Source organism: Enterobacter cloacae complex sp. HYC080_NIDB (genome assembly GCF_056673325.1).
Genome location: NZ_CP114212.1, coordinates 2,959,973 through 2,981,489 on the forward strand (window position 1 = coordinate 2,959,973; position 21,517 = coordinate 2,981,489).

The 21,517-nt window shown below is 55.3% G+C and carries 16 protein-coding genes, 1 pseudogene and 2 CRISPR repeat arrays (1 of these 19 only partly in view); of the genes and pseudogenes, 7 read left to right on the forward strand and 10 right to left on the reverse strand.

The window, feature by feature from the left end:
* Window positions 1-124: 124 nt before the first annotated feature.
* From serS to lrp, 5 genes are all read right to left on the reverse strand, one after another.
* The gene (serS, locus tag O1723_RS14105) at window positions 125-1,417 is read right to left on the reverse strand and encodes a serine--tRNA ligase (RefSeq protein ID WP_023332538.1); all 1,293 of its coding nucleotides are present in this window, start codon (window positions 1,415-1,417) and stop codon (window positions 125-127) included.
* A 92-nt stretch (window positions 1,418-1,509) separates the two neighbouring features.
* On the reverse strand, window positions 1,510-2,853 hold the full coding sequence (gene rarA, locus O1723_RS14110) for a replication-associated recombination protein RarA (protein ID WP_014883205.1): 1,344 nt from the start codon (window positions 2,851-2,853) through the stop codon (window positions 1,510-1,512).
* Window positions 2,854-2,862: 9 nt separating this feature from the next.
* On the reverse strand, window positions 2,863-3,477 hold the full coding sequence (gene lolA / locus O1723_RS14115; protein ID WP_014883204.1) for an outer membrane lipoprotein periplasmic chaperone LolA: 615 nt from the start codon (window positions 3,475-3,477) through the stop codon (window positions 2,863-2,865).
* Window positions 3,478-3,605: 128 nt separating this feature from the next.
* Complete coding sequence (locus O1723_RS14120; protein WP_014883203.1) at window positions 3,606-7,295, reverse strand: DNA translocase FtsK 4TM domain-containing protein; 3,690 nt, start codon at window positions 7,293-7,295, stop codon at window positions 3,606-3,608.
* A gap of 135 nt (window positions 7,296-7,430) precedes the next feature.
* Window positions 7,431-7,925, reverse strand: coding sequence for a leucine-responsive transcriptional regulator Lrp (gene lrp, locus O1723_RS14125; protein WP_000228469.1), 495 nt, complete (start codon window positions 7,923-7,925; stop codon window positions 7,431-7,433).
* Window positions 7,926-8,469: 544 nt separating this feature from the next.
* Between lrp and trxB the strand changes: the two genes are divergently transcribed.
* From trxB to O1723_RS14160, 7 genes are all read left to right on the forward strand, one after another.
* Window positions 8,470-9,438 carry a thioredoxin-disulfide reductase gene (gene trxB, locus O1723_RS14130; RefSeq protein ID WP_014883202.1) on the forward strand — a complete coding sequence of 323 codons (969 nt, stop codon included), beginning with the start codon at window positions 8,470-8,472 and terminating at the stop codon, window positions 9,436-9,438.
* 114 nt (window positions 9,439-9,552) lie between these two features.
* A complete protein-coding gene (cydD, locus tag O1723_RS14135) occupies window positions 9,553-11,319 on the forward strand; it encodes a heme ABC transporter permease/ATP-binding protein CydD (RefSeq protein ID WP_014883201.1) in 1,767 nt (588 codons plus the stop codon).
* Window positions 11,319-13,040 (forward strand): heme ABC transporter ATP-binding protein/permease CydC, encoded by a 1,722-nt coding sequence (cydC, locus tag O1723_RS14140; RefSeq protein WP_014883200.1) that lies wholly within the window; start codon window positions 11,319-11,321, stop codon window positions 13,038-13,040. The genes cydD and cydC overlap by 1 nt, the downstream gene beginning before the upstream one ends.
* Before the next feature lie 45 nt (window positions 13,041-13,085).
* Window positions 13,086-13,790, forward strand: a complete 705-nt coding sequence (gene aat / locus O1723_RS14145) for a leucyl/phenylalanyl-tRNA--protein transferase (protein ID WP_023337019.1) — start codon at window positions 13,086-13,088, stop codon at window positions 13,788-13,790.
* A 284-nt stretch (window positions 13,791-14,074) separates the two neighbouring features.
* Window positions 14,075-14,293, forward strand: coding sequence for a translation initiation factor IF-1 (gene infA, locus O1723_RS14150; RefSeq protein WP_002211347.1), 219 nt, complete (start codon window positions 14,075-14,077; stop codon window positions 14,291-14,293).
* A gap of 172 nt (window positions 14,294-14,465) precedes the next feature.
* Window positions 14,466-15,453: a CRISPR direct-repeat array (repeat unit 28 nt; unit sequence TTTCTAAGCTGCCTGTACGGCAGTGCAC).
* A gap of 236 nt (window positions 15,454-15,689) precedes the next feature.
* Window positions 15,690-16,133 (forward strand): type II RES/Xre toxin-antitoxin system antitoxin, encoded by a 444-nt coding sequence (gene parS / locus O1723_RS14155; protein WP_023337017.1) that lies wholly within the window; start codon window positions 15,690-15,692, stop codon window positions 16,131-16,133.
* The gene (locus O1723_RS14160) at window positions 16,130-16,603 is read left to right on the forward strand and encodes an RES family NAD+ phosphorylase (protein WP_023337016.1); all 474 of its coding nucleotides are present in this window, start codon (window positions 16,130-16,132) and stop codon (window positions 16,601-16,603) included. The genes parS and O1723_RS14160 overlap by 4 nt, the downstream gene beginning before the upstream one ends.
* A 21-nt stretch (window positions 16,604-16,624) precedes the next feature.
* Here O1723_RS14160 and cas6f read toward each other — a convergent pair whose 3' ends face one another.
* The 5 genes and pseudogenes from cas6f to cas1f all read right to left on the reverse strand — a co-directional run bounded on the left by cas6f (window position 16,625) and on the right by cas1f (window position 20,884).
* Window positions 16,625-17,179, reverse strand: a complete 555-nt coding sequence (gene cas6f / locus O1723_RS14165) for a type I-F CRISPR-associated endoribonuclease Cas6/Csy4 (RefSeq protein WP_023337015.1) — start codon at window positions 17,177-17,179, stop codon at window positions 16,625-16,627.
* 9 nt (window positions 17,180-17,188) lie between these two features.
* Window positions 17,189-18,187: a type I-F CRISPR-associated protein Csy3 gene (csy3, locus tag O1723_RS14170; RefSeq protein WP_023337014.1), complete on the reverse strand. Its 999-nt coding sequence runs from the start codon at window positions 18,185-18,187 to the stop codon at window positions 17,189-17,191.
* Window positions 18,188-18,200: 13 nt separating this feature from the next.
* Complete coding sequence (csy2, locus tag O1723_RS14175; RefSeq protein ID WP_023337013.1) at window positions 18,201-19,136, reverse strand: type I-F CRISPR-associated protein Csy2; 936 nt, start codon at window positions 19,134-19,136, stop codon at window positions 18,201-18,203.
* A gap of 84 nt (window positions 19,137-19,220) precedes the next feature.
* Window positions 19,221-19,904 (reverse strand): annotated as a pseudogene (locus O1723_RS14180) (type I-F CRISPR-associated helicase Cas3f); the annotation flags it as partial.
* Entirely contained in the window at window positions 19,901-20,884 is a 984-nt protein-coding gene (cas1f, locus tag O1723_RS14185; protein WP_023337010.1) for a type I-F CRISPR-associated endonuclease Cas1f, read from the reverse strand. The gene cas1f and the pseudogene O1723_RS14180, both read right to left, overlap by 4 nt.
* Before the next feature lie 334 nt (window positions 20,885-21,218).
* Window positions 21,219-21,517: a CRISPR direct-repeat array (repeat unit 28 nt; unit sequence TTTCTAAGCTGCCTGTACGGCAGTGAAC); it runs 151 nt beyond the window's last position.

The following is a 21,517-nucleotide window of genomic DNA, read 5'->3' on the forward strand; positions in this document are numbered from 1 at the left end:
CTTTTTCTGCTGACTTTCATTCGGAGGAGTATTACTACTTTAGAGGCAGGGGGTATTGCGTCGTATCAATTCACAGGCATAAAAAAAGCGCCCGAAGGCGCTTTTTTTGTTTTGAGGCACATATTTAGCCGATGTACTGCTGACCTTTCATGTATGGGCGCAGCACTTCAGGGATCTCAATACGGCCATCTGCCTGCTGATAGTTTTCCAGCACGGCAACCAGCGTACGACCCACAGCCAGACCAGAACCGTTCAGGGTATGCACCAGACGGGTTTTCTTGTCAGATTTACTGCGGCAGCGTGCCTGCATGCGGCGCGCCTGGAAATCCCAGACGTTAGAGCAGGAGGAGATTTCACGGTAGGTGTTCTGCGCAGGTACCCACACTTCCAGGTCGAAGGTTTTGCAGGCACCAAAGCCCATATCACCGGTGCACAGCGCCATACGACGATACGGCAGGCCCAGCAGCTCGAGGACTTTCTCGGCGTGACCCGTCATCTCTTCCAGCGCGTCCATGGAGTCTTCCGGACGAACAATCTGCACCATCTCGACTTTATCGAACTGGTGCATACGGATCAGACCACGCGTGTCGCGGCCATAAGATCCCGCTTCAGAACGGAAGCACGGAGAGTGTGCGGTCAGTTTGATCGGCAGTTCGTCTTCGTCGATGATCTCATCACGCACGAGGTTAGTCAGCGGCACTTCTGCGGTAGGGATCAGCGCATAGTTGCTGCTGTCTGCTTCTTCATCCAGCGGACGGGTATGGAACAGGTCGCCGGCAAATTTCGGCAGCTGACCCGTACCGTACAGCGTATCGTGGTTGACCAGATACGGGACGTAGGTTTCGCTGTAACCGTGCTGCTCGGTGTGCAGATCCAACATGAACTGGGCCAGCGCACGGTGCAGATGGGCAATCTGGCCTTTCATCACCACGAAGCGAGAACCGGTCAGCTTAACCGCGGCCGCAAAGTCCAGACCCGCGTGCATTTCGCCCAGCGTGACGTGATCGCGCACCTCGAAGTCGAACTCGCGAGGCGTACCCCAGCGTTTCACTTCAACGTTGTCGTTCTCGTCTTTGCCGACAGGCACGCTGTCGTCAGGAATGTTCGGGATCGCCAGCGCAATATCGCGAATTTCGGCCTGAAGAACGTCCAGCTCGGCTTTCGCCTGATCCAGCTCTTCACCCAGTTTGTTCACTTCTAGGCGTAATGGCTCAATATCTTCCCCGCGCGCTTTCGCCTGGCCAATGGATTTCGATCGAGAATTACGCTCTGCCTGCAGATTTTCAGTTTGTACCTGCAGAACTTTACGACGCTCTTCAAGAGCGCGCAGCTTATCTACATCCAGCTTAAAGCCCCGGCGTGCCAGTTTTTCAGCGACTGCGTCTGGCTCATTACGCAGCAGATTGGGATCGAGCATGCTTATCCTGTGCTTATCGAATTAAAATAGGAAAATGTGACCACAGCCTGCGGTCACAAGGATACTATGCCAACATTACCGCAACGATCGAACTAACGGTAGCGTTTTATAGGGCTATTTTGATCCTGCCCGGCGAGCCAGGTGAGCTTTTCACCAATCTTGCCCTCAAGACCTCTGTTTGTAGGGTGGTAATAGCGGGTTTGTGCCATTTCCTGCGGGAAATACTCCTCCCCGGCGGCATAGGCGTTGGGCTCGTCATGCGCATAGCGATACTCCTGCCCGTAGCCCATCTCCTTCATCAGTTTGGTTGGCGCGTTGCGCAGATGAACCGGCACATCGTAATCCGGGCGTTCACGTGCGTCCGACATCGCGGCCTTAAACGCGGTATATACAGCATTGCTTTTCGGCGCGCAGGCCAGATAGACAATCGCCTGCGCAATCGCACGCTCGCCTTCTGCCGGGCCCACGCGGGTAAAGCAGTCCCAGGCAGAAAGGGCAACCTGCATGGCGCGCGGGTCAGCATTGCCGACATCTTCTGAGGCAATCGCCAGACAGCGGCGCGCCACGTACAGCGGATCGCCACCCGCGGTGATTATGCGCGCGTACCAGTAAAGCGCCGCATCCGGGGCGCTGCCGCGGACGGACTTATGCAACGCCGAGATCAGGTCGTAGAAACGATCGCCTTTATTATCAAAACGCGCGCTGCGCTCACCGGCAATTTCGGTCAGGAGTTCCGGCTTCAGCACCCGCTTTCCGGCATCATCCACTTCGGCCATATCGGCCATCATTTCCAGGGTGTTCAGCGCGCGGCGCGCATCGCCATTAACCAGCTCCGCAATCGCCCTGCGCGTTTCGTCAGGCAGAACGATATCCTGCCCGCCGTAGCCGCGTGCTTTATCGTCCATCGCCTGGGTCAGAACCTTTTCGATATCCTCGGCGGTCAGGGATTTGAGCAGGTAAACGCGGGCGCGAGAGAGCAGCGCCGAATTCAGTTCAAACGAGGGGTTTTCGGTGGTCGCGCCGATGAAGAAAATTGTGCCGTCTTCGATATGCGGCAGAAAAGCATCCTGCTGGCTCTTGTTGAAGCGGTGAACTTCGTCGACAAAGAGGATGGTGCGGCGCCCGGCATTACGGTTCTGGCGCGCGCGCTCGATTGCCTCACGGATCTCCTTTACGCCGGACGTGACCGCCGAGATACGTTCGACGTCAGCGTTGGCATAGCGGGCAATCACTTCAGCGAGGGTCGTTTTGCCGGTCCCGGGTGGTCCCCAGAGGATCATGGAGTGCAAATGCCCGGCCTCAATGGCCCGCGGCAAGGGTTTCCCCGCAGCCAGCAGGTGCTGCTGGCCGATGTACTGCGCTAAATTTTCTGGCCGCATACGAGCGGCCAGAGGTTGAAACGCATTATCTGAAAAATCGAGCGACAGATTGCTCACTCATGCCTCTTACTTATTGCGTTGGTCGTCCACCGTTACGCCCTGCGGCGGGGTAAAGGTGAATTTCGATGCATCCACGGCGCCGTTCTGCTGAGACTTGAGCTGGTAGCTGCTGCGCTGATCGTCCTGCTCAACCGCGCCGAACTGATTGATGGTCCCGTTGGTGCTGACGTTGATGGTGAACTGCTTCAGGTTGCCGTTGCTGCCTTTCGGCGTCAGGACAAACTCATCACCGTTCTGCTTAATATTGTACTGCTGCCAGTCGCTGGCCTGGTTGCGGGCAATCAGCATAAAGGGCGTATTGCTGGTGGCATCTTTCAACCAGGTTGCCGTGGCCTGCTCAACGAACGGGTTGAAGAACCACAGTGTTTTACCGTCAGAGACCAGGATGCTCTCATCCGGCTGAGTCATGTGCCAGTTAAACAGATTCGGGCGTTTTACCCACAAATCTCCCTGACCTTCCTGCACCGCGTTGCCGCTGCCGTCAGTCACTTTCTGCGTGAAGCTGGCGTGGAAGCTGCTCACTTTATCCAGTCGGCTTTTAAGGTCGCTGGCCGCATCAGCCCAGACGCTGCTGGCAACAAAACTGGTGAGTAATGCACAGGCGATGGCGATTTTTTTCATTGTTATTCCTTAAAATACGTCTTCCCGAAATGGGGTTTCCGTCATCTATTCTGGACCTGCCCGAAGGCAGGCGACAGAAGAAAATGCTTAATTTTGGCTGATTTACCCTTCTTTGCAATCGCTGAAGGTTAATCAAACGGCGGCGGCGCCAGCACCTCGCGGTTACCGTTATGCCCCTGCTCGCTCACGATGCCCTGGGCTTCCATCTGTTCGATGATACGCGCCGCGCGGTTATAGCCAATGCGGAACTGACGCTGGACGCCAGAGATCGAGGCTTTACGTTTTTCGGTGACGAAATTAACCGCCTGATCGAATAACGGATCCAGCTCTTCGCCGCCGTCAAAGCCACCGCCGCCGCCTTCGCTTTCCGTATCGCTGGTAATACCGTCCACATATTGTGGGCGACCGCGTGCTTTCCAGTCCTGCACGACGGCGTGAACTTCTTCATCGCGGACGAACGCACCGTGGACACGCACCGGAGAGGTGGAGTTCGGGCCGGAATAGAGCATGTCCCCCATACCCAGCAGCGACTCTGCGCCGCCCTGGTCAAGAATGGTACGGGAGTCAATTTTACTTGATACGGTAAAGGCGATACGCGTCGGAATGTTCGCTTTGATAAGACCCGTAATAACGTCCACCGAAGGACGCTGGGTGGCCAGCACAAGGTGAATACCGGCCGCACGCGCTTTCTGCGCTAGACGAGCAATCAACTCTTCCACCTTCTTACCGACGGTCATCATCAGGTCAGCGAACTCATCCACCAGCACAACGATGTAAGGCAGTTTTTCCAGCACCGGATGCTGGGCATCCATGCTATCGCCCGGCTTCCAGTAAGGATCCGGAATCGGACGTCCCATGCGCATCGCCTGAGCGATTTTCTCGTTATAACCGGCCAGGTTACGCACGCCCAATGCAGACATCAACTTGTAGCGGCGTTCCATCTCGTTGACGCTCCAGCGCAGGGCGTTGGCAGCGTCTTTCATGTCGGTGACCACTTCCGTCAGCAGATGCGGGATACCTTCGTAGACGGACAGTTCGAGCATTTTCGGGTCGATCATGATGAAACGCACATCTTCCGGCTGCGCTTTGTAGAGCATGCTGAGGATCATGGCGTTCACCCCGACGGACTTACCGGAACCTGTCGTACCGGCCACCAGCAGGTGAGGCATTTTCGCGAGGTCTGCCACCACCGGATCGCCGGCGATATCTTTACCCAGCACGACGGTCAGTGGGGATGGGTTATCACGGAACTTGGTGTTGTCCAGCACTTCACGCAGGTAGACGGTCTGACGTTTTTTGTTCGGCAGTTCAAGACCCACGTACGGTTTACCCGGAATCACTTCCACCACACGCACAGCCACGGTCGACAGAGAACGCGCCAGGTCACGAGACAGGTTAGAAATACGCGCGGCTTTTACGCCCGGCGCCAGGTTCAGTTCGAAACGGGTGATGACCGGACCCGGGGAGTAGTTCACCACATCCGCCTTAATTCGGAAGTCAGCCAGACGGGCTTCCACCAGACGGGCCATCTGCTCCAGAGCAAAAGTATCAACCGGCTCGACTTCAGCAGGGGGTGGCGTCAGCAGATCCAGTGAAGGCAGCGGCGTGCTTGGACGCTGCAGCGGACGGCTGTCACCGTTGCGCATCAGCAGCGGGTGAATCAGGCTCTCCTGCGGCTGTGGCGCTGGCTGCTGGAACTGCGGCGGCTGGTGTTGTGGCTGCTGCGGTTGAGCATACGGCTGCTGAACCGGTTGTTGCGGCTGCGCATAGGCCTGCGGGGCAGGCTGCTGACGCACAGGTTCAGCTTCAGGCATCACGCTCGGGGTAAATAAAGGCTCACTCGGACCATCATCCACCAGGTCTTTCATTGGTGAGAACTCGAAATCAGACAATGAGAACGGGTTGGCACCCGTTGGCTGTTCCCCGGAGTAGCGCTGCTGTTGCGTTGCCGCGAACTGACGCGCTAACTCTGCCTCTGCAGCTTCATCTTCATCGTCCAGAGCGGGCTCATCGTGCTGGTATTCTTCACCGTAGCGTTGATTCTGCTGTGCCGCGAACTGGCGAGCCAGTTCGTCCTGCTGCATGTCATCTGCGTCATCTTCGTAGTCCGACTCACGTGCTTTTTCTTCGGCCATACGCTGGGATGGCAGCTTGATGCCGTAAGAGGCAAGTTCACGACGGGTAGGAACGCGAACGCGGTTAGGGCGTGGCAACTGTGGACCAATCCCCTCTTTCACCTGAGGACGCGGTGCGCCACCCGTAGCCAGGCTGAAGACAGGTGCGGCAGCAGCAGCGGCCACGGTGGCCTGCTTCACGCTTTCGGCGACAGGTACAACCGCAGGCGTCGCGTCGACCGGCGGAACCGAAACTGAAGGTGCCTTCGTAACGGGCTCCTGCGCGGGTTCAGGCACAGGCTGATACCAGGCCGCCAGCTGCTCGCGTTCACGGGCGCGGCGTTCTTCAACTTCTTCAAAATAGTACATTGGCGGACGAGACGGTTTCACCTCTTCCATCACCTCAGGTTCAGGCTGAGGCTCTGCATATGGCTCCGCAAGTTCAACCGGTTCAGGCACATATTCCTGATACGGCTGGGCCACAGGCTGCTCATAGTGCTGCGGTTCATACTCAGGTTGCGGCGGCTGGTAAGGCTGCTGCCACGGCTCCTGCTGCACAGGAATATAGCTTTCAGGTTCAGGCGCGATGACGGGCTCCGGCGTATGGACACCGGGCGCGGTCTGCCACGCAACGTGTGGCTGCTGAATAACGGATTCTGGTGGTGGAACCGGCGCGGATGGCATCACGGCTTCGACAGGCGCGGCATACGCCTGCGCGGCCGTCGTGGCGGCTGCGGCTGCCGCAACCGGTGCGGTGACCGTATGGCCGTTCAGCAGCGGATCGTATTCGTCAAATTCACCCGGGGTAGCACGGCTGCCGGAGAACAGCACATCATCAGGATCGACAGCGGCACCCGCGGCACGGTACTCAACCTGCTCGTCTTCATCCATACGTTTACCGGAGAAGAGCGCGGCATCCGTTTTGCGTCCAAGCGGGTTGGCAAATTTTTCCGCGACGCGCTGGCGACGCGCCAGGGCACCGCGCAGAATACGGGCACGACGAGATTCACGACGCTGTACCGGGGCCTCGTCTTCCTCTTCGTACTCTTCTTCATAGTCGTCATCATCGACCCACGTATCGTCGCGGCGGGTCCGGTTGCTGGCGAACGTCAGGAGCGTGAGAATAAAGCTGCCGATTTTTTCGGCAATGCTCACCCATGACCAGCCGGTAAACAGCGTCAATCCTGCCGCCCAGATGCACAGCAGCGCCAGCGTGCCACCGCTGCTGTGCAGCATGGGCTGTAACGCAGAACTGAGCAGGCTACCAATGACCCCGCCGGAGGCAAAGTACCAGATGTCATCGGCGTTAATCGCCGCCAGCCCGCAGGAGGTGAGGATCAGTGCCAGCGCGCCAATCAGGCGCAGGGAAACCGCAAAATAGTCGATGTAATCATCGTTCTGACGATGACGCCATGCAAACCAGCATCCGCCGATGATAATGACGGGAATGGTGTAGGCCATCACACCGAATATGAAAAAGAGCGTGTCCGCAAGCCAGGCACCGGGTACACCACCTAAATTATGGATAGGTTCATGCCATGCGGTTTGTGACCAGCTGGGATCGGAAGGGTTGAAACTGAGTAAGGCTGCCATCAGCCAGACGGCAAAAAGGGCAATAACAATCAGCAAAGCCTCGAGGAGACGACGTCCGCTGCTTAGCTTCGATAGTGTGACTTCTTTGTCTTCAGTGTATTCCTGGCTCAAGAAAGGCTCTCCAGGTATCAGGCATATCCTGCCTGTTTGCTAAAACGGACAACAGCGCCGGGACTCCCCGGCACTGTTGCTGTATGGATTAACAGGAGTGTAATCAAACTACGCTGATTTTGCACCTGTTCCGTGTTAGCGCGTCTTAATAACCAGACGATTGCTCTGTTTGACCTCTTCCATCACCACATAAGTACGGGTGTCGTTCACGCCTGGCAGACGCAGCAGGGTTTCCCCCAGCAGCTTACGGTAGGCGGACATATCAGGCACACGGGTTTTCAACAGGTAGTCGAAATCACCGGACACCAGGTGACACTCTTGAATTTCTTCAAGTTTTTGTACAGCGGCGTTAAATTGCTCAAACACATCCGGTGCACCACGATTCAGAGTAATCTCAACAAATACCAGAAGTGAGGCATCCAGATAATGCGGGTTCAGCAGAGCCGTATAGCCCTGAATAAAACCCTGTCTTTCCAGTCGGCGCACACGCTCAAGGCACGGCGTCGGGGAAAGACCCACACGTTTTGAAAGCTCGACGTTGGAAATACGCCCATCCTTTTGCAATTCATTAAGAATGTTACGATCGATACGGTCGAGATCTTTGCCAGGGCGCTTCTTGCTATCTACCATTATTATTGTCTCTCTGTATTCCTTCCCTACTCCTGCCTGGACCCTGTGCACATCACTGTTCAGAGCCTGTACCCGTTAGTCATCACATCGCCTGGTTATGTATTTGACGCGATGCGGATTCGGGTTCTATTGGTAAGAAGACCGTTGCCCGAAGGCCGTCACCGACATCACGTATGGCGTCTGTCCACGCCATGCGTAGATTTCACTGACACGGTAAAAATGGCATTTACGTGCATGCCTATGCGGCATACGGTTAACGCGGTTTTTTTTCTTCCTTGAATGTTTTCGCAAAAGCGCAGGGGATTGTCAAAGCAAAACATCGATTTTTAGTACAAGATGCCGGATATTCATTACGGAGGGGTATTAATCCTCATTTTACTGCCTTATAAACGCGCGATTTTCAGCAGCAGACGTGATAACACTGCGCCAGATCCATCGGGCGTGGCTATTGCATATATCGAAAGCAAAACTCCAGTGCTCTTTTTTTACGGCAACAAATTCCCTACAATCCAGCCCATTGCCTGCCAACAACAATGGGGATCTCATGGGCACGACCAAACACAGTAAGTTGCTAATCCTTGGTTCCGGACCTGCGGGATATACCGCGGCGGTCTATGCTGCACGCGCTAACCTGCAACCGGTACTGATCACCGGTATGGAAAAAGGCGGTCAGCTGACCACCACCACAGAAGTGGAAAACTGGCCAGGCGACCCGAACGACCTGACCGGGCCGCTGCTGATGGAGCGCATGCACGAGCATGCCGCGAAATTCGAAACTGAAATCCTGTTCGACCATATCAACAAGGTCGATCTTCAGAACCGTCCGTTCCGCCTGACGGGTGACAGCGGCGAGTACACCTGTGACGCGCTGATTATTGCCACCGGCGCCTCTGCCCGCTACCTCGGCCTGCCGTCTGAAGAAGCGTTTAAAGGCCGCGGCGTCTCTGCCTGCGCAACCTGCGACGGTTTCTTCTATCGCAATCAGAAAGTCGCGGTTATCGGCGGCGGCAACACCGCCGTGGAAGAAGCGCTCTACCTGGCAAACATCGCCTCTGAAGTGCACCTGATCCACCGTCGTGACACTTTCCGCGCCGAGAAGATCCTGATCAAACGTCTGATGGATAAAGTGGCGAGCGGCAACATCGTGCTGCACACCAATCGCACCCTGGAAGAAGTAACGGGCGATCAGATGGGCGTTGGCGGACTGCGCATTCGTGACACCCAGAACACCGATAACGTCGAAACGCTGGACGTGGCTGGCCTGTTTGTGGCAATCGGTCACAGCCCGAATACCGCCATCTTCGAAGGTCAGCTGGAACTGGAAAACGGCTACATCAAGGTGCAGTCTGGTATTCACGGTAATGCAACTCAAACCAGCGTCCCTGGCGTGTTCGCTGCTGGTGACGTGATGGACCATATTTACCGTCAGGCGATCACCTCTGCGGGCACCGGCTGTATGGCCGCGCTGGACGCAGAACGCTATCTTGATGGACTGGCTGAACAAGGTAAATAATCTTTACAAGTCAGTAACAAACGTAAATAAAGGCGGCCACAGGTCGCCTTTATTTTTGCTCGCGTGTAACATGCAGATGTCTAATTTCTTATAACGTCACCTGCAAAATACGCAATGGAAAAAACCCGTCAACAAGAGTTAACACGCTGGCTGAAACAGCAAAGCGTTATTTCCCGCCGCTGGCTTACGATCTCCCGTGTTCTGGGGTTTGTCAGTGGTCTGTTGATTGTTGCCCAGGCATGGCTGCTGGCCCGCATTCTTAACCACATGATCATGGAGAACATTCCGCGCGAAGCGCTCCTGATGCCTTTTATCGTCCTGGTCCTGATTTTTATCCTGCGCGCATGGGTGGTGTGGCTGCGCGAGCGCGTCGGTTTCCATGCCGGACAGCATATCCGCTACGAGATCCGCCGTCAGGTGCTCGATCGTCTGCAGGAAGCCGGACCCGCGTGGATCCAGGGTAAACCGGCCGGAAGCTGGGCGACGTTGATCCTTGAACAGATTGACGATATGCACGACTACTACGCACGCTATCTGCCACAAATGGCGCTCGCCGTCTTCGTTCCGCTGCTGATTGTGATCGCCATCTTCCCGGTGAACTGGATGGCTGCGCTGATCCTGATGGGCACCGCGCCGCTGATTCCCCTCTTTATGGCGCTGGTCGGAATGGGTGCTGCGGATGCCAACCGCCGTAACTTCCTGGCATTGGGGCGCTTAAGCGGCCATTTCCTGGACCGTCTTCGCGGCATGGAAACATTGCGCATTTTTGGTCGTGGTGAAGCGGAAACCGAAAACATTCGTCGGGCATCGCAGGACTTCCGTCAGCGCACCATGGAGGTGTTACGCCTGGCATTCCTGTCGTCCGGCGTACTGGAGTTCTTTACCTCGCTGTCTATTGCCCTCGTGGCGGTCTACTTTGGCTTCTCCTATCTGGGCGCGCTGGATTTCGGTCATTACGGCACGGCAGTGACCCTTTCCGCCGGTTTCCTGGCGCTGATCCTGGCCCCGGAATTTTTCCAGCCGCTTCGCGACCTGGGGACGTTCTATCACGCCAAAGCGCAGGCAGTTGGCGCAGCCGATAGCCTGAAAACATTCCTGGAGACGCCGCTGGCGCATCCAGATCGGGGTGACGTGACGCTGAACAGCAAAGAGCCGGTAACCCTCGACGCGAGCGATTTCTGCATCCTCTCGCCGGAAGGGAAAGTGCTGGCAGGCCCGCTGAACTTCACCCTGCCGGCCGGAAAGCGCGTGGTGCTGGTTGGCACCAGCGGTTCCGGGAAAAGTTCTCTGCTGAATGCGTTATCCGGTTTTATGGCCTACACCGGTTCACTGCGGATCAACAAAACCGAACTGCGTCATCTCGATCCTGACGCCTGGCGTCAACAGCTCAGTTGGGTGGGGCAAAACCCGCAACTGCCTGCCTCTACGCTGCGTGAAAACGTTCTGCTGGCGCGCCCGGATGCGCGTGAAGATGAACTGCAATCGGTACTCGACCGCGCCTGGGTCAGCGAGTTTCTGCCGATGCTCCCGCAAGGTATAGATACCGTGGTTGGCGACCAGTCTGCCGGGCTGTCGGTTGGACAGGCGCAGCGCGTGGCCGTCGCCCGCGCACTGCTTAACCCGTGCCAGCTGATGCTGCTGGATGAACCCGCAGCCAGTCTGGACGCACACAGTGAGCAGCGCGTCATGGCGGCGCTGAACGCCGCCTCCTTGCAACAAACCACGCTGATGGTTACCCATCAGCTGGAAGGAATTGCTGACTGGGACGAGATCTGGGTGATGGAAAACGGACGTATTGTTGAACAAGGCGATTACGCCTCACTCATTGCCGCGCAGGGGCCGTTTGCCGCCCTGCTGGCAAACCGTCAGGAGGACATCTAATGCGTGCTCTGCTGCCTTATCTTGCGCTCTATAAACGCCATAAATGGATGCTGACGCTGGGGATTGTGCTGGCCATTGTGACGCTGCTCGCCAGTATCGGCCTGCTCACGCTTTCCGGCTGGTTCCTGTCGGCCTCGGCCGTGGCGGGGTTTGCCGGATTATACAGCTTCAACTATATGCTTCCGGCGGCAGGTGTTCGCGGTACAGCCATTACCCGCACGGCCGGACGCTATTTCGAGCGTTTAGTCAGCCACGACGCCACGTTCCGCGTCCTGCAGCATCTGCGTATCTACACCTTCAGCAAACTGCTGCCCCTCTCCCCTGCCGGGCTGGCGCGTTTTCGTCAGGGTGAATTACTGAACCGTGTCGTTGCGGATGTCGATACGCTGGACCACCTTTACCTGCGCGTGATCTCCCCGATCGTGGGCGCGTTTGTGGTGATTGTGGTGGTCACGCTGGGGCTGGCTGTTCTGGATGTTCCCGTTGCGCTAACGCTCGGCGGGATCATGCTGTTAACGCTCATTATTCTGCCGCCGCTGTTTTACCGCGCCGGAAAATCCACGGGGGAAAACCTGACGCGTCTGCGCGGCGATTACCGCCAGCAGCTGACCTCCTGGCTTCAGGGGCAGGCAGAGCTGACCATTTTTGGCGCCAGCAAGCGCTATCGCGCCCGGATGGAAAGTACGGAGCTGAACTGGCACGAAGCCCAGCGCCGTCAGTCGGAACTGACGGCCTTCTCTCAGGCGCTGATGATGTTGATCGGCGGCGTGGCGGTGATTGCCATGCTGTGGCTGGCTTCCGGCGGAGTTGGCGGTAATCCTCAGCCAGGTCCGCTTATTGCCCTCTTCGTTTTCTGCGCACTGGCCGCTTTTGAAGCGCTGGCACCGGTAACGGGCGCTTTCCAGCATCTTGGTCATGTGATCGCCTCTGCCCTGCGCATCACCCAGATTGCCGAGCAGGAGCCTGAGGTAACGTTCAGCGCAGCGCAGACCGCGGTGCCTGAGCAGGTGACGCTGACGCTTGATGACGTGACCTTCGCCTATGACAAACAGGCGCAGAATGCGCTGGAAGGTATCACTCTGTCAGTTGATGCGGGGCAGCGGATTGCGATCCTTGGCCGCACCGGCTGCGGTAAATCGACGCTGCTACAGTTGTTGACCCGCGCCTGGGATCCGCAGCGCGGCCAGATTCGCTTCAATAATACGTTGCTGACAGATTTCAGCGAGCAGGCGCTACGTAAGACCGTCAGCGTCGTTCCACAGCGTGTGCATCTGTTTAGCGCCACCCTGCGCGATAACCTGTTACTGGCCGCGCCGGAGGCTTCGGACGACGCGCTTCGCGCCACGCTGGAACAGGTTGGGCTGCAAAAACTGCTTGAGGACGACGGGCTGAACAGCTGGCTCGGTGAAGGTGGTCGTCAGCTCTCCGGTGGAGAACTGCGCCGTCTGGCGATTGCGCGTGCGCTGCTGCATGATGCACCGCTGATGCTGCTCGACGAACCGACTGAAGGACTGGATGCGACGACTGAGAGTCAAATCCTTGATTTACTGGCGAATGTGATGGCAGGGAAAACCGTTCTGATGGTCACACACCGCCTGCGTGGACTGGCAAGTTTTGATCGGATAATTGTGATGGACAACGGACACATTATTGAGCAAGGTAGTCACGCAGAGCTGTTGACGAAACAGGGTCGCTACTACCAGTTTAAACAGCGTCTGTAGACTATATTTGTAGCGTCCTCACTCGCGTACTGGAGTTTTGCTGTCATGCGCCTGGTCCAGCTTTCTCGTCATAACATTGCGTTCCCGTCGCCGGAGGGAGCGCTACGTGAGCCCAATGGGCTGCTGGCCCTGGGTGGGGACCTCAGCCCTGCACGGCTCTTGATGGCTTACCAGCGCGGCATCTTCCCGTGGTTTTCTCCCGGCGACCCGATTTTATGGTGGTCGCCCGATCCGCGCGCCGTGCTGTGGCCAGCGCAGTTTCACCTCAGCCGCAGCATGAAGCGTTTCCATGTCAAATCCCCGTATCGCGTCACCCTCAATCACGCGTTTGGTCAGGTCATTGAAGGCTGTGCGCAAGACCGCCATGAAGGGACGTGGATAACCCGCGATATTATTACCGCCTACCACCAGCTTCATGAGCTTGGCTACGCTCACTCCATCGAAGTATGGGAAGACGGCATACTCGTCGGCGGCATGTACGGCGTGGCGCAAGGGACGCTGTTTTGCGGCGAGTCGATGTTCTCTCGCGCGGTGAACGCCTCGAAAACCGCGCTGCTCATTTTCTGCCAGGAATTCGCGCAACGCGGCGGAAACCTGATCGATTGTCAGGTCCTCAATGAGCATACGGCCTCCCTCGGCGCCGTTGAGATCCCGCGACGCCAGTACATCGAACATCTGGATGCCAGCCGCCAGCAGAAGCTCCCGCGCGACTTCTGGATACCGAGAACGCTCTTTATGCCCAATGCCTAAATGTTTTCCGCATATTTTTTGTGAGGGTGTTATAATTATGCCGCAGAGTAGCTTCTGCCTGTTGCCCCGCCGCCGTTTGGGACCTTCGCTTCAGATAACGTCCTGACGTTTATCCTGTTGTATCCCCTTTACGAATGCGCTTTCCGTTCGGTTATACCGTGACGCTTGGGCAATGCGCCGAAACTGTTTTGCTGCGTTTTAAACGCGCAATTCTTTACTTAATTGATGAATTTCGGCATTATCTTGCCGGTTCAAAACTTGGTAGTGATACCCCAGAGGATTAGATGGCCAAAGAAGACAATATTGAAATGCAGGGTACCGTACTTGATACGTTGCCTAACACCATGTTTCGCGTAGAGCTGGAAAACGGTCACGTGGTAACTGCGCACATCTCCGGTAAAATGCGCAAAAACTATATCCGCATTTTAACGGGCGACAAAGTGACTGTTGAACTGACCCCGTACGACCTGAGCAAAGGCCGCATTGTCTTCCGTAGTCGCTAATTGTTTTCGCCTGTAATGGCAGATGAATATTAAATAAGGCCGGGATTTTCCCGGCCTTATTTTTTTGTGGCGCAGTCGATTATTTGAACAATTATTTGGCGGTTCGTTTCAGCTGCGGGGCTGTCTGCTCGACAGTGTAGAAAGTAAGGAGGGGGAGACCTTATTTTCTATTTTGCTAAGCTGCGTGTACGGCAGTGGAGCTGAACAACTTCGGTGACTTCTGCGCATTTAATTTCTAAGCTGCCTGTACGGCAGTGCACTACCGGCTGGTGACGAGCTGACCCGGGATGATTTTCTAAGCTGCCTGTACGGCAGTGCACTTCCATGCTGTTCGTAATATCGGTGCGGCGGCTTTCTAAGCTGCCTGTACGGCAGTGCACATAGATTTTTCCGGTAGCCTCAAAATCCGCTTTTTCTAAGCTGCCTGTACGGCAGTGCACGGACTGGTGAAAACAGAACGCGAAGTTCAGCGTTTCTAAGCTGCCTGTACGGCAGTGCACTATGCGCACTAAGGGGGTTACTGCATAATTATTTTCTAAGCTGCCTGTACGGCAGTGCACAGTTGAATTTATCTATATCAGCTAATCGCCAGTTTCTAAGCTGCCTGTACGGCAGTGCACCGGGAGGGTTTCCCTCAATCTCTACGGTCGCTTTTCTAAGCTGCCTGTACGGCAGTGCACCCATAGCAGACTGAGCACTGGCAGTACCTAATTTTCTAAGCTGCCTGTACGGCAGTGCACAAGCAGGGGTTCAGTAAAGAACAGCTAATTCATTTCTAAGCTGCCTGTACGGCAGTGCACTGACGTGGCGTTACTCAAACAAATCGCAGACTTTTCTAAGCTGCCTGTACGGCAGTGCACCCGGCGGCCAGTAAAATGGCGTCACAAATAACTTTCTAAGCTGCCTGTACGGCAGTGAACTACCGAATATTCAGAGATTTTCTCGCCATAATTTTCTAAGCTGCCTGTACGGCAGTGAACTCATGCGGCGCGCAAAAGACATGGAGAGCAGCTTTCTAAGCTGCCTGTACGGCAGTGAACTGGTGTCGGGTGCAGATCCGGGCGCAGTTCGTTTTCTAAGCTGCCTGTACGGCAGTGAACCCGCGATGGACTTGAGCGCGCAGAGCTGCGTTTTTCTAAGCTGCCTGTACGGCAGTGAACTCAAATAATATCCCCCCACCATTATGATTTTCATACAAAAAAAGCTAAAAACCCTTCGTTTACCCTCTTTTTTACCCCCTCAAAATACCCATTTAATATCAATGCCTTACAAACGCACTAAAAATTAGGGTCGAACACCCTTCTTCTTATACCCCCTGCATAAAAAACACCCATTCCATTCATTATGACAAATGACTATACTTAACCATGACAAATGACATCACCTAGGAGGCAACATGAGAACATGGATCCCCGCGCAGAAACCTGCTGATAACGCGCTTTGGCGGTACGCCGGTTTACCTGCAAACAGAGGTATGCGGCTGATTGAATTTCTCAATCAGGGATTACCCGTCAGCGTCCTCGACAATATCCATGAGTGGACGGCGATGTCGAAAGCGGACATTTTGCGCGTCACCGGAATTAATGAACGTAACGTGGCCCGGCGCAAAAGCGCGGGACGGACGCTGACGCCGGATGAAAGCGAACGCGTGGCCCGTTTCGTTCGGGTGCTGGATGCTGCTGTCGACTATTTTGGCAGTAAAGAAGAGGCATGGAACTGGCTGCAGGCACCGGTGCGCGGGCTAGGGAATGTTGCCCCTGTCGACCTGATCGCGACCGAAACCGGTGCACTGGAAGTCACCGACTTGATTGGTCGACTCGAACATGGTGTGTTCGCATGATTTTTTATCGTCTGGTGACAGGGCGCTATGCCAGCGAAGCGTGGAGCGGAAGTGGTGCAAACCAGTATGGCGGGCGGTGGAATCATAAAGGCCATCCAGCTGTGTATGTGTCCACCTCCATTTCACTGGCCTCACTGGAGATTTTGGTGCACGTTCGAAAAGATACTGTACTGAATCAGTACCAGCTTTTCAGCATTGATATCCCGGATGACCAGATTGATTACCTGGATAAAGCGTGGCTCCCCGAGGACTGGCAGGAAAATCCGGCCCCCGTATCAACGATGGATCTGGGAACCGGTTGGTTGCAGGCTAACAGCGCCCTCGCACTCATCTTACCCTCCTGCATCATTCCTTATGAAAACAATGCCATCCTTAACCCCTTACATCCGTCCTTCCACACGGCGCTCAATTCAGTTCAGCAACTGCCCTTTAATTTTGATACCCGCCTGGCTGAAAAAACCGCACCCTGAGCGCGGATGCGGTTAAGCTTCTCAGAACCAGGGAACCGTTGCCGTCGCGCTGAGTCCGTAGGTCGTAAATATTCCGGAGACAGGCACAGAGAGCACATCACCATGGCGAATAAAGAGCTTAAAAGACTGGCCTGTAGAGAGACTGCGCAAGTTAAGCCAGGGTAAACCCGTCCTCGCCTCCTGCATCGTCTGAAGACGCTGTAGCGCCTCCTCCTCCGTTAGCCATCCTTTTTTTACCGAGCGTCGCATCAGACGCTGCGCACTGCTTTTCACCTGGACGCGGCTCACGCAGCGCCACTGCTTGACGACAGGCACGGGCTGGATGTCCGAAGACATGCAGTAGTCGCTCAATCCTTTTCGCCACACCAGTGATTCGAGTTCGCTTAACGCCGGGTGAGTACCGTGCAGGCGTAACACCGGGCCGGGCTTGATACCGTGCGCAGGGAAGCTGATACCAATATCCCCCTGCCCCCGCAGGCCCAACGCACGATGCAGTTTAGCCATCAGCGCCGCCATCAGCATTTCCTCGTTGAACTCCGGGTCGGGCAGGACGCGGATCTCAAGATAGTGATCCATAACCCCTCCTTACTCGCCCTTCTCACCGAAGACACCGCCGCGGATCAGGACGGCCATCACGTAATGCTGCTGTTCAACGTCAGGCTTTTGGCCTTTCGTCACCCAGTTATCCAGCAAGGTGTAGAAGTCCATTTTCTCTTTCGGCTGGCGGCAGGCCACACCACGGCTGGTGACAGAGCCATACGGTTCAACGGCGATAGCACCGAGTTCATCCACTTTTGGATGCCAGGTATCGATAGTCCGAATCGCATTACCGATTTTTTGCGAGTGCATGCCTGCAACACTGTCAACCTGATACAACAGGCGGCTCTTGCTACTGTTGCTGTCCAGGACCAGTTCCTGCGACGGGAAGATCTCCTGCCCGGCACCGAGCAGCACTTGCGCTTCGACGTTCAACAGCACAAAACCTTCACCGCTAAGCCCTTTTTCGATTTCCTGTGCCAGTGCGTTCAGGTTCTCGTCACTGGCAGAAAAATCTCGCAGCGCGTAATTGTATGCATCAAACGTCCACGCGTTACTGCCCGTCACGTTCACGCTAATTTTCTCTGCACCGACGCGGTTACGCCATAAAAAACGGCCGTTTGCCAGGTTGGTTGCGTAGCGGCGCGCCAGTTCGGCAAAACCGTGTTCACTGATATAGCCGTCGATACCCTGCTGAAGTTCATCCTGATACGCGCGATCATTACACACAGAAGGCATGGACAAGTTGCCCAGCACGCGCAGGGTAAATTTCACTTTCAGGGTGTCTGCATCGGCAGGCAACGCTGCCACGTCCACACGCTGCAGGTTCGCTTTCTGGATCTCAGCATCCAGTTTTGCCGGATCGTTAGTGAGTGCGTTTTTTAGACGGTTAGAGATAGTGCCACGCACCGCTTTTTCCTGAATCCGAATCGGTTGCCAGGCCTTTCCCTCCCAGCTTCCGGAATACATCACCGCATCCGAGGTCGCCAGTTTACGTTCAAATGCCAGTACGGATGCCGTTTTAACAGCAGTTGGAGCCTTTGCCATAGATAAATCCTTTTTAATTAAGAGGTTCAGAAGTCACCGGCGCGCCCGCGCCCTGACAGTAGTAGCCTGTTTCTGTCGTGCGATAGCGCCAGAAAATCTCGTCAAGCGACCGGATCCGATGCAGACCGCACCACTCACCCACGCCATACACCGCTTCGGTAAACGCGAAGGGCGTTTCTGCATCGCGCGCGTTTTCCACGACGCCGGGGGCGTAGAGTTCAGAGATACGCTGGTAGCCCGTCATTAACGGCACCAGATAACCGGGATTGGGTTTGGGAACAACGTGCCAGTCAGCCGGCTCGCCTTCGCGCAGGTTGCCGTCCTCCGGCATTTCCGCCTGGATTTTCAGTGCGGCGAAATCAAGCCAGGCATCAAGCAATGTTGCATCAGGATGGTTTTCAAGCAGCGTTTGATGATGTTGAACCAGCCAGCTGCTCCGATCGCGTAAGGCAAAACCGGGCATAAGCAGCCACTGCAACCGACGCATTTCGCGATCGGTGGACGGCATCGCCATGACGGTAAACGCCTCAACATCAACGACTATGCCGCCCGCCAGTCGGAGCGTCGGGCACACCTGCGAAAGGTACTCGGCCAGGTCACGCTGCCCGTATTCCCCGTTAGGGATTTCCCCTTGACACTCCAGCAGGAGAGAAACCGTCATATGCATGCGCCCCTCTTCATTAAAGGAGGCCGTATTCGCTTCTCGGGTAAGGGGATTGCGGGTCAGCGCAAACTGATAATCACGGCCGGACGTGTGTGCGTGGACCTGATGTTCGTGGCTCACGACGGCACAGCCATCTATGCGCAGCCCGTGCGTTTCCGTCAGCCTGCGCGACAGCGCATGGGCAAATCCCAGAAAATGGGTGATTGCAGGAAACCCCCAGGTCAGACCGGCAATCGCGTTGGCGTTTTCGACTCGGACACGGCGAAGCAGGATAAGTGAGCTCATTTCAGCGCCTCCTGGATAATTTTTTCCATTTCGCGGAGGTTGCTACGTAAACGTTCGCGCGTTTCCCACTTCGCAATAGATCAGTTGCGGACGTGTCGAGTGCGACTGCGGTAAACGGTGATGCGACAATATCAGCCATACCACCACTTTCGCCAGAGGCGGGAGGTTCCCCAAAAGGCTGCAGTTCTTGTCTGTATCCATCTTCAGCGCGTTGAGCATGGCCTTTTCGTCAGCGGCTTTAAGCTGCGTCAACGATGCCAGCCACTGCTCATCGGTTTGCACCCCCACAAAGGCCTCAAACAGACGAACCGAGATCCACTCGTGGCGATAGGGCTGGCAAATGTGCTTGCTTTCTCCTTTAAGCGTCTGCTGGAAGCACATCCCCGCTTTACCAAAATCATGAAACAGCCCGGCGATCGCCGCCAGCAGGGCGATGCTTTCCGCACTCTGCCAACGATGTTCGCTGTCATTGCGGATAATTTGCAGGGTCGTGCGATTGGTTGGCACGCGCCCTTGCGCGTTAAAACGTCGCAAATTCCCGACAATCCACAATAGCTCGGTTTGTCCGTTTTTTTTCAACCAGTGGCAGGCTACGGCGGTGTTGCGGCGTGCCGTTTTACGCAGCAGCTTGCGCAGGGTGGTGACGCCTTCCATGGTTATCGTCGTCTGCCACGCCGCGTCTCCGGTGCGCTCAGCAAACTGATCGATAATCTGACAGCTTTGCTCGCGCGCACGTTTGGTACATCGAGAGATAATCAGCACATTCATTTTTCGACGCCCGCCAGCAAGTGCGAGGTTTCCTGCAAGGTGGCGATCATCAAATCCAGCGCATCAGCCTGTTGAAACGCGTTGATGCAGCGCTGGCGAAACTGCTGATTATCCTCCCCCTGCATTGCGGCGATAAATGCCTGCGGCATAATCAAAGCGTCTTTGATTAAATCAGCAATATCAAAGACCAGTCCTCCGCGCCGGGTTTTACCGTGCATAACGGCCAGACCATGCGGAATTCCCGTCACCCAGGCCGCGACAGCCGCCAGCCCGTAGGTCAGGTAGTTGCCCTGATCGAGAAAACGGTTCGCCATATCCGCCCCGCCACCCCGTTTGGCGCGAGTAAAGCAGCCGTAGCCCACGGTCTGGCTGGCCAGTTTATAGAGTGATTTTGTGAGCTGCGCTTCCTTGAGCATCAGCGAGGTATGATCCTGCGCGTTTTCCATGCCCTGTCTGGCACGTTCCAGAATAGCTTCCAGCGTGCCCTTATCAGGCTGAAAAGCAGTTTCTCGCTGCATCCGCGCTCCCGCCCACTGCGTTTCGATTTGCTGTAAGCGAATAAACTGAAACTGCTTTGCCGCCTGTAGGCGTTTTTCTTCATCAAACCAGAATGAGACCCAGTTTTGTAAATATGCCGTCGGACGATATTCGCTTTGCGGGCTGAGCCAGGAGACGTCAATATCCACCTCGTTCGCAGAATAAAGTGGCGTGCCATCGGTTCCACAAAAACCGACCATCACCCCTGCCCGCGCAAATTCCCGCATTGCCATTTGTGTAACGGAGGTTCCCATTCCCAGCATTACCGCCGTAGTATTAGCGATAGGAATATTCCAGTAAAACGACTCTTTTCCTTCCTGGGTAACATATTCAACACGGCCACCATTCACCTGAATGCGACATTTTTCCAGGTAATAAATATTGGCACGCTTTGAATGCAGAATGGTTTTTAAGTCTGTAGGGGTGATGCTTTTTACGGACATGGCAAGGGCTTTTATTTCAAGGTGTTGAATGCACAGTATGTTAGCGAAGAACGAATGAAAACAAATGTGACGGACATCAAATGAATAATAATCATCGTGGTAATAAAGTGGGAAATCATGTTTTCATGACAATATATTATTTTTACGAATAATATATTTGCTGGAATATAATTTATGCGTGAATAGGTTTTTTATCTATTGTGAAAATAGAGAGTGCAGATTGGATGGTATAAGGTTTTAAATAGGTTTGGTGAATATTACAGTGGGTTGGTTTGAGAGGTGTTGCCTGTACGGCAGTGAACACTTCGCTCAGTTGTCGATGTTTCCTTTCGATTTTCTAAGCTGCCTGTACGGCAGTGAACCCATCGATGGTATCCCGTACAACCATCGTTATTTTCTAAGCTGCCTGTACGGCAGTGAACCCAGCTCTGCCAGTACATCTGGGACGAGTTCTTTTCTAAGCTGCCTGTACGGCAGTGAACCGTGACGCAATCCGTAGCGGAGAATGGACTGATTTCTAAGCTGCCTGTACGGCAGTGAACACAATCAGCACGCACCAGAGCACGGTACTTCGCTTTCTAAGCTGCCTGTACGGCAGTGAACTTTCAGAGACGACGGCGGCACGCCCGCCAG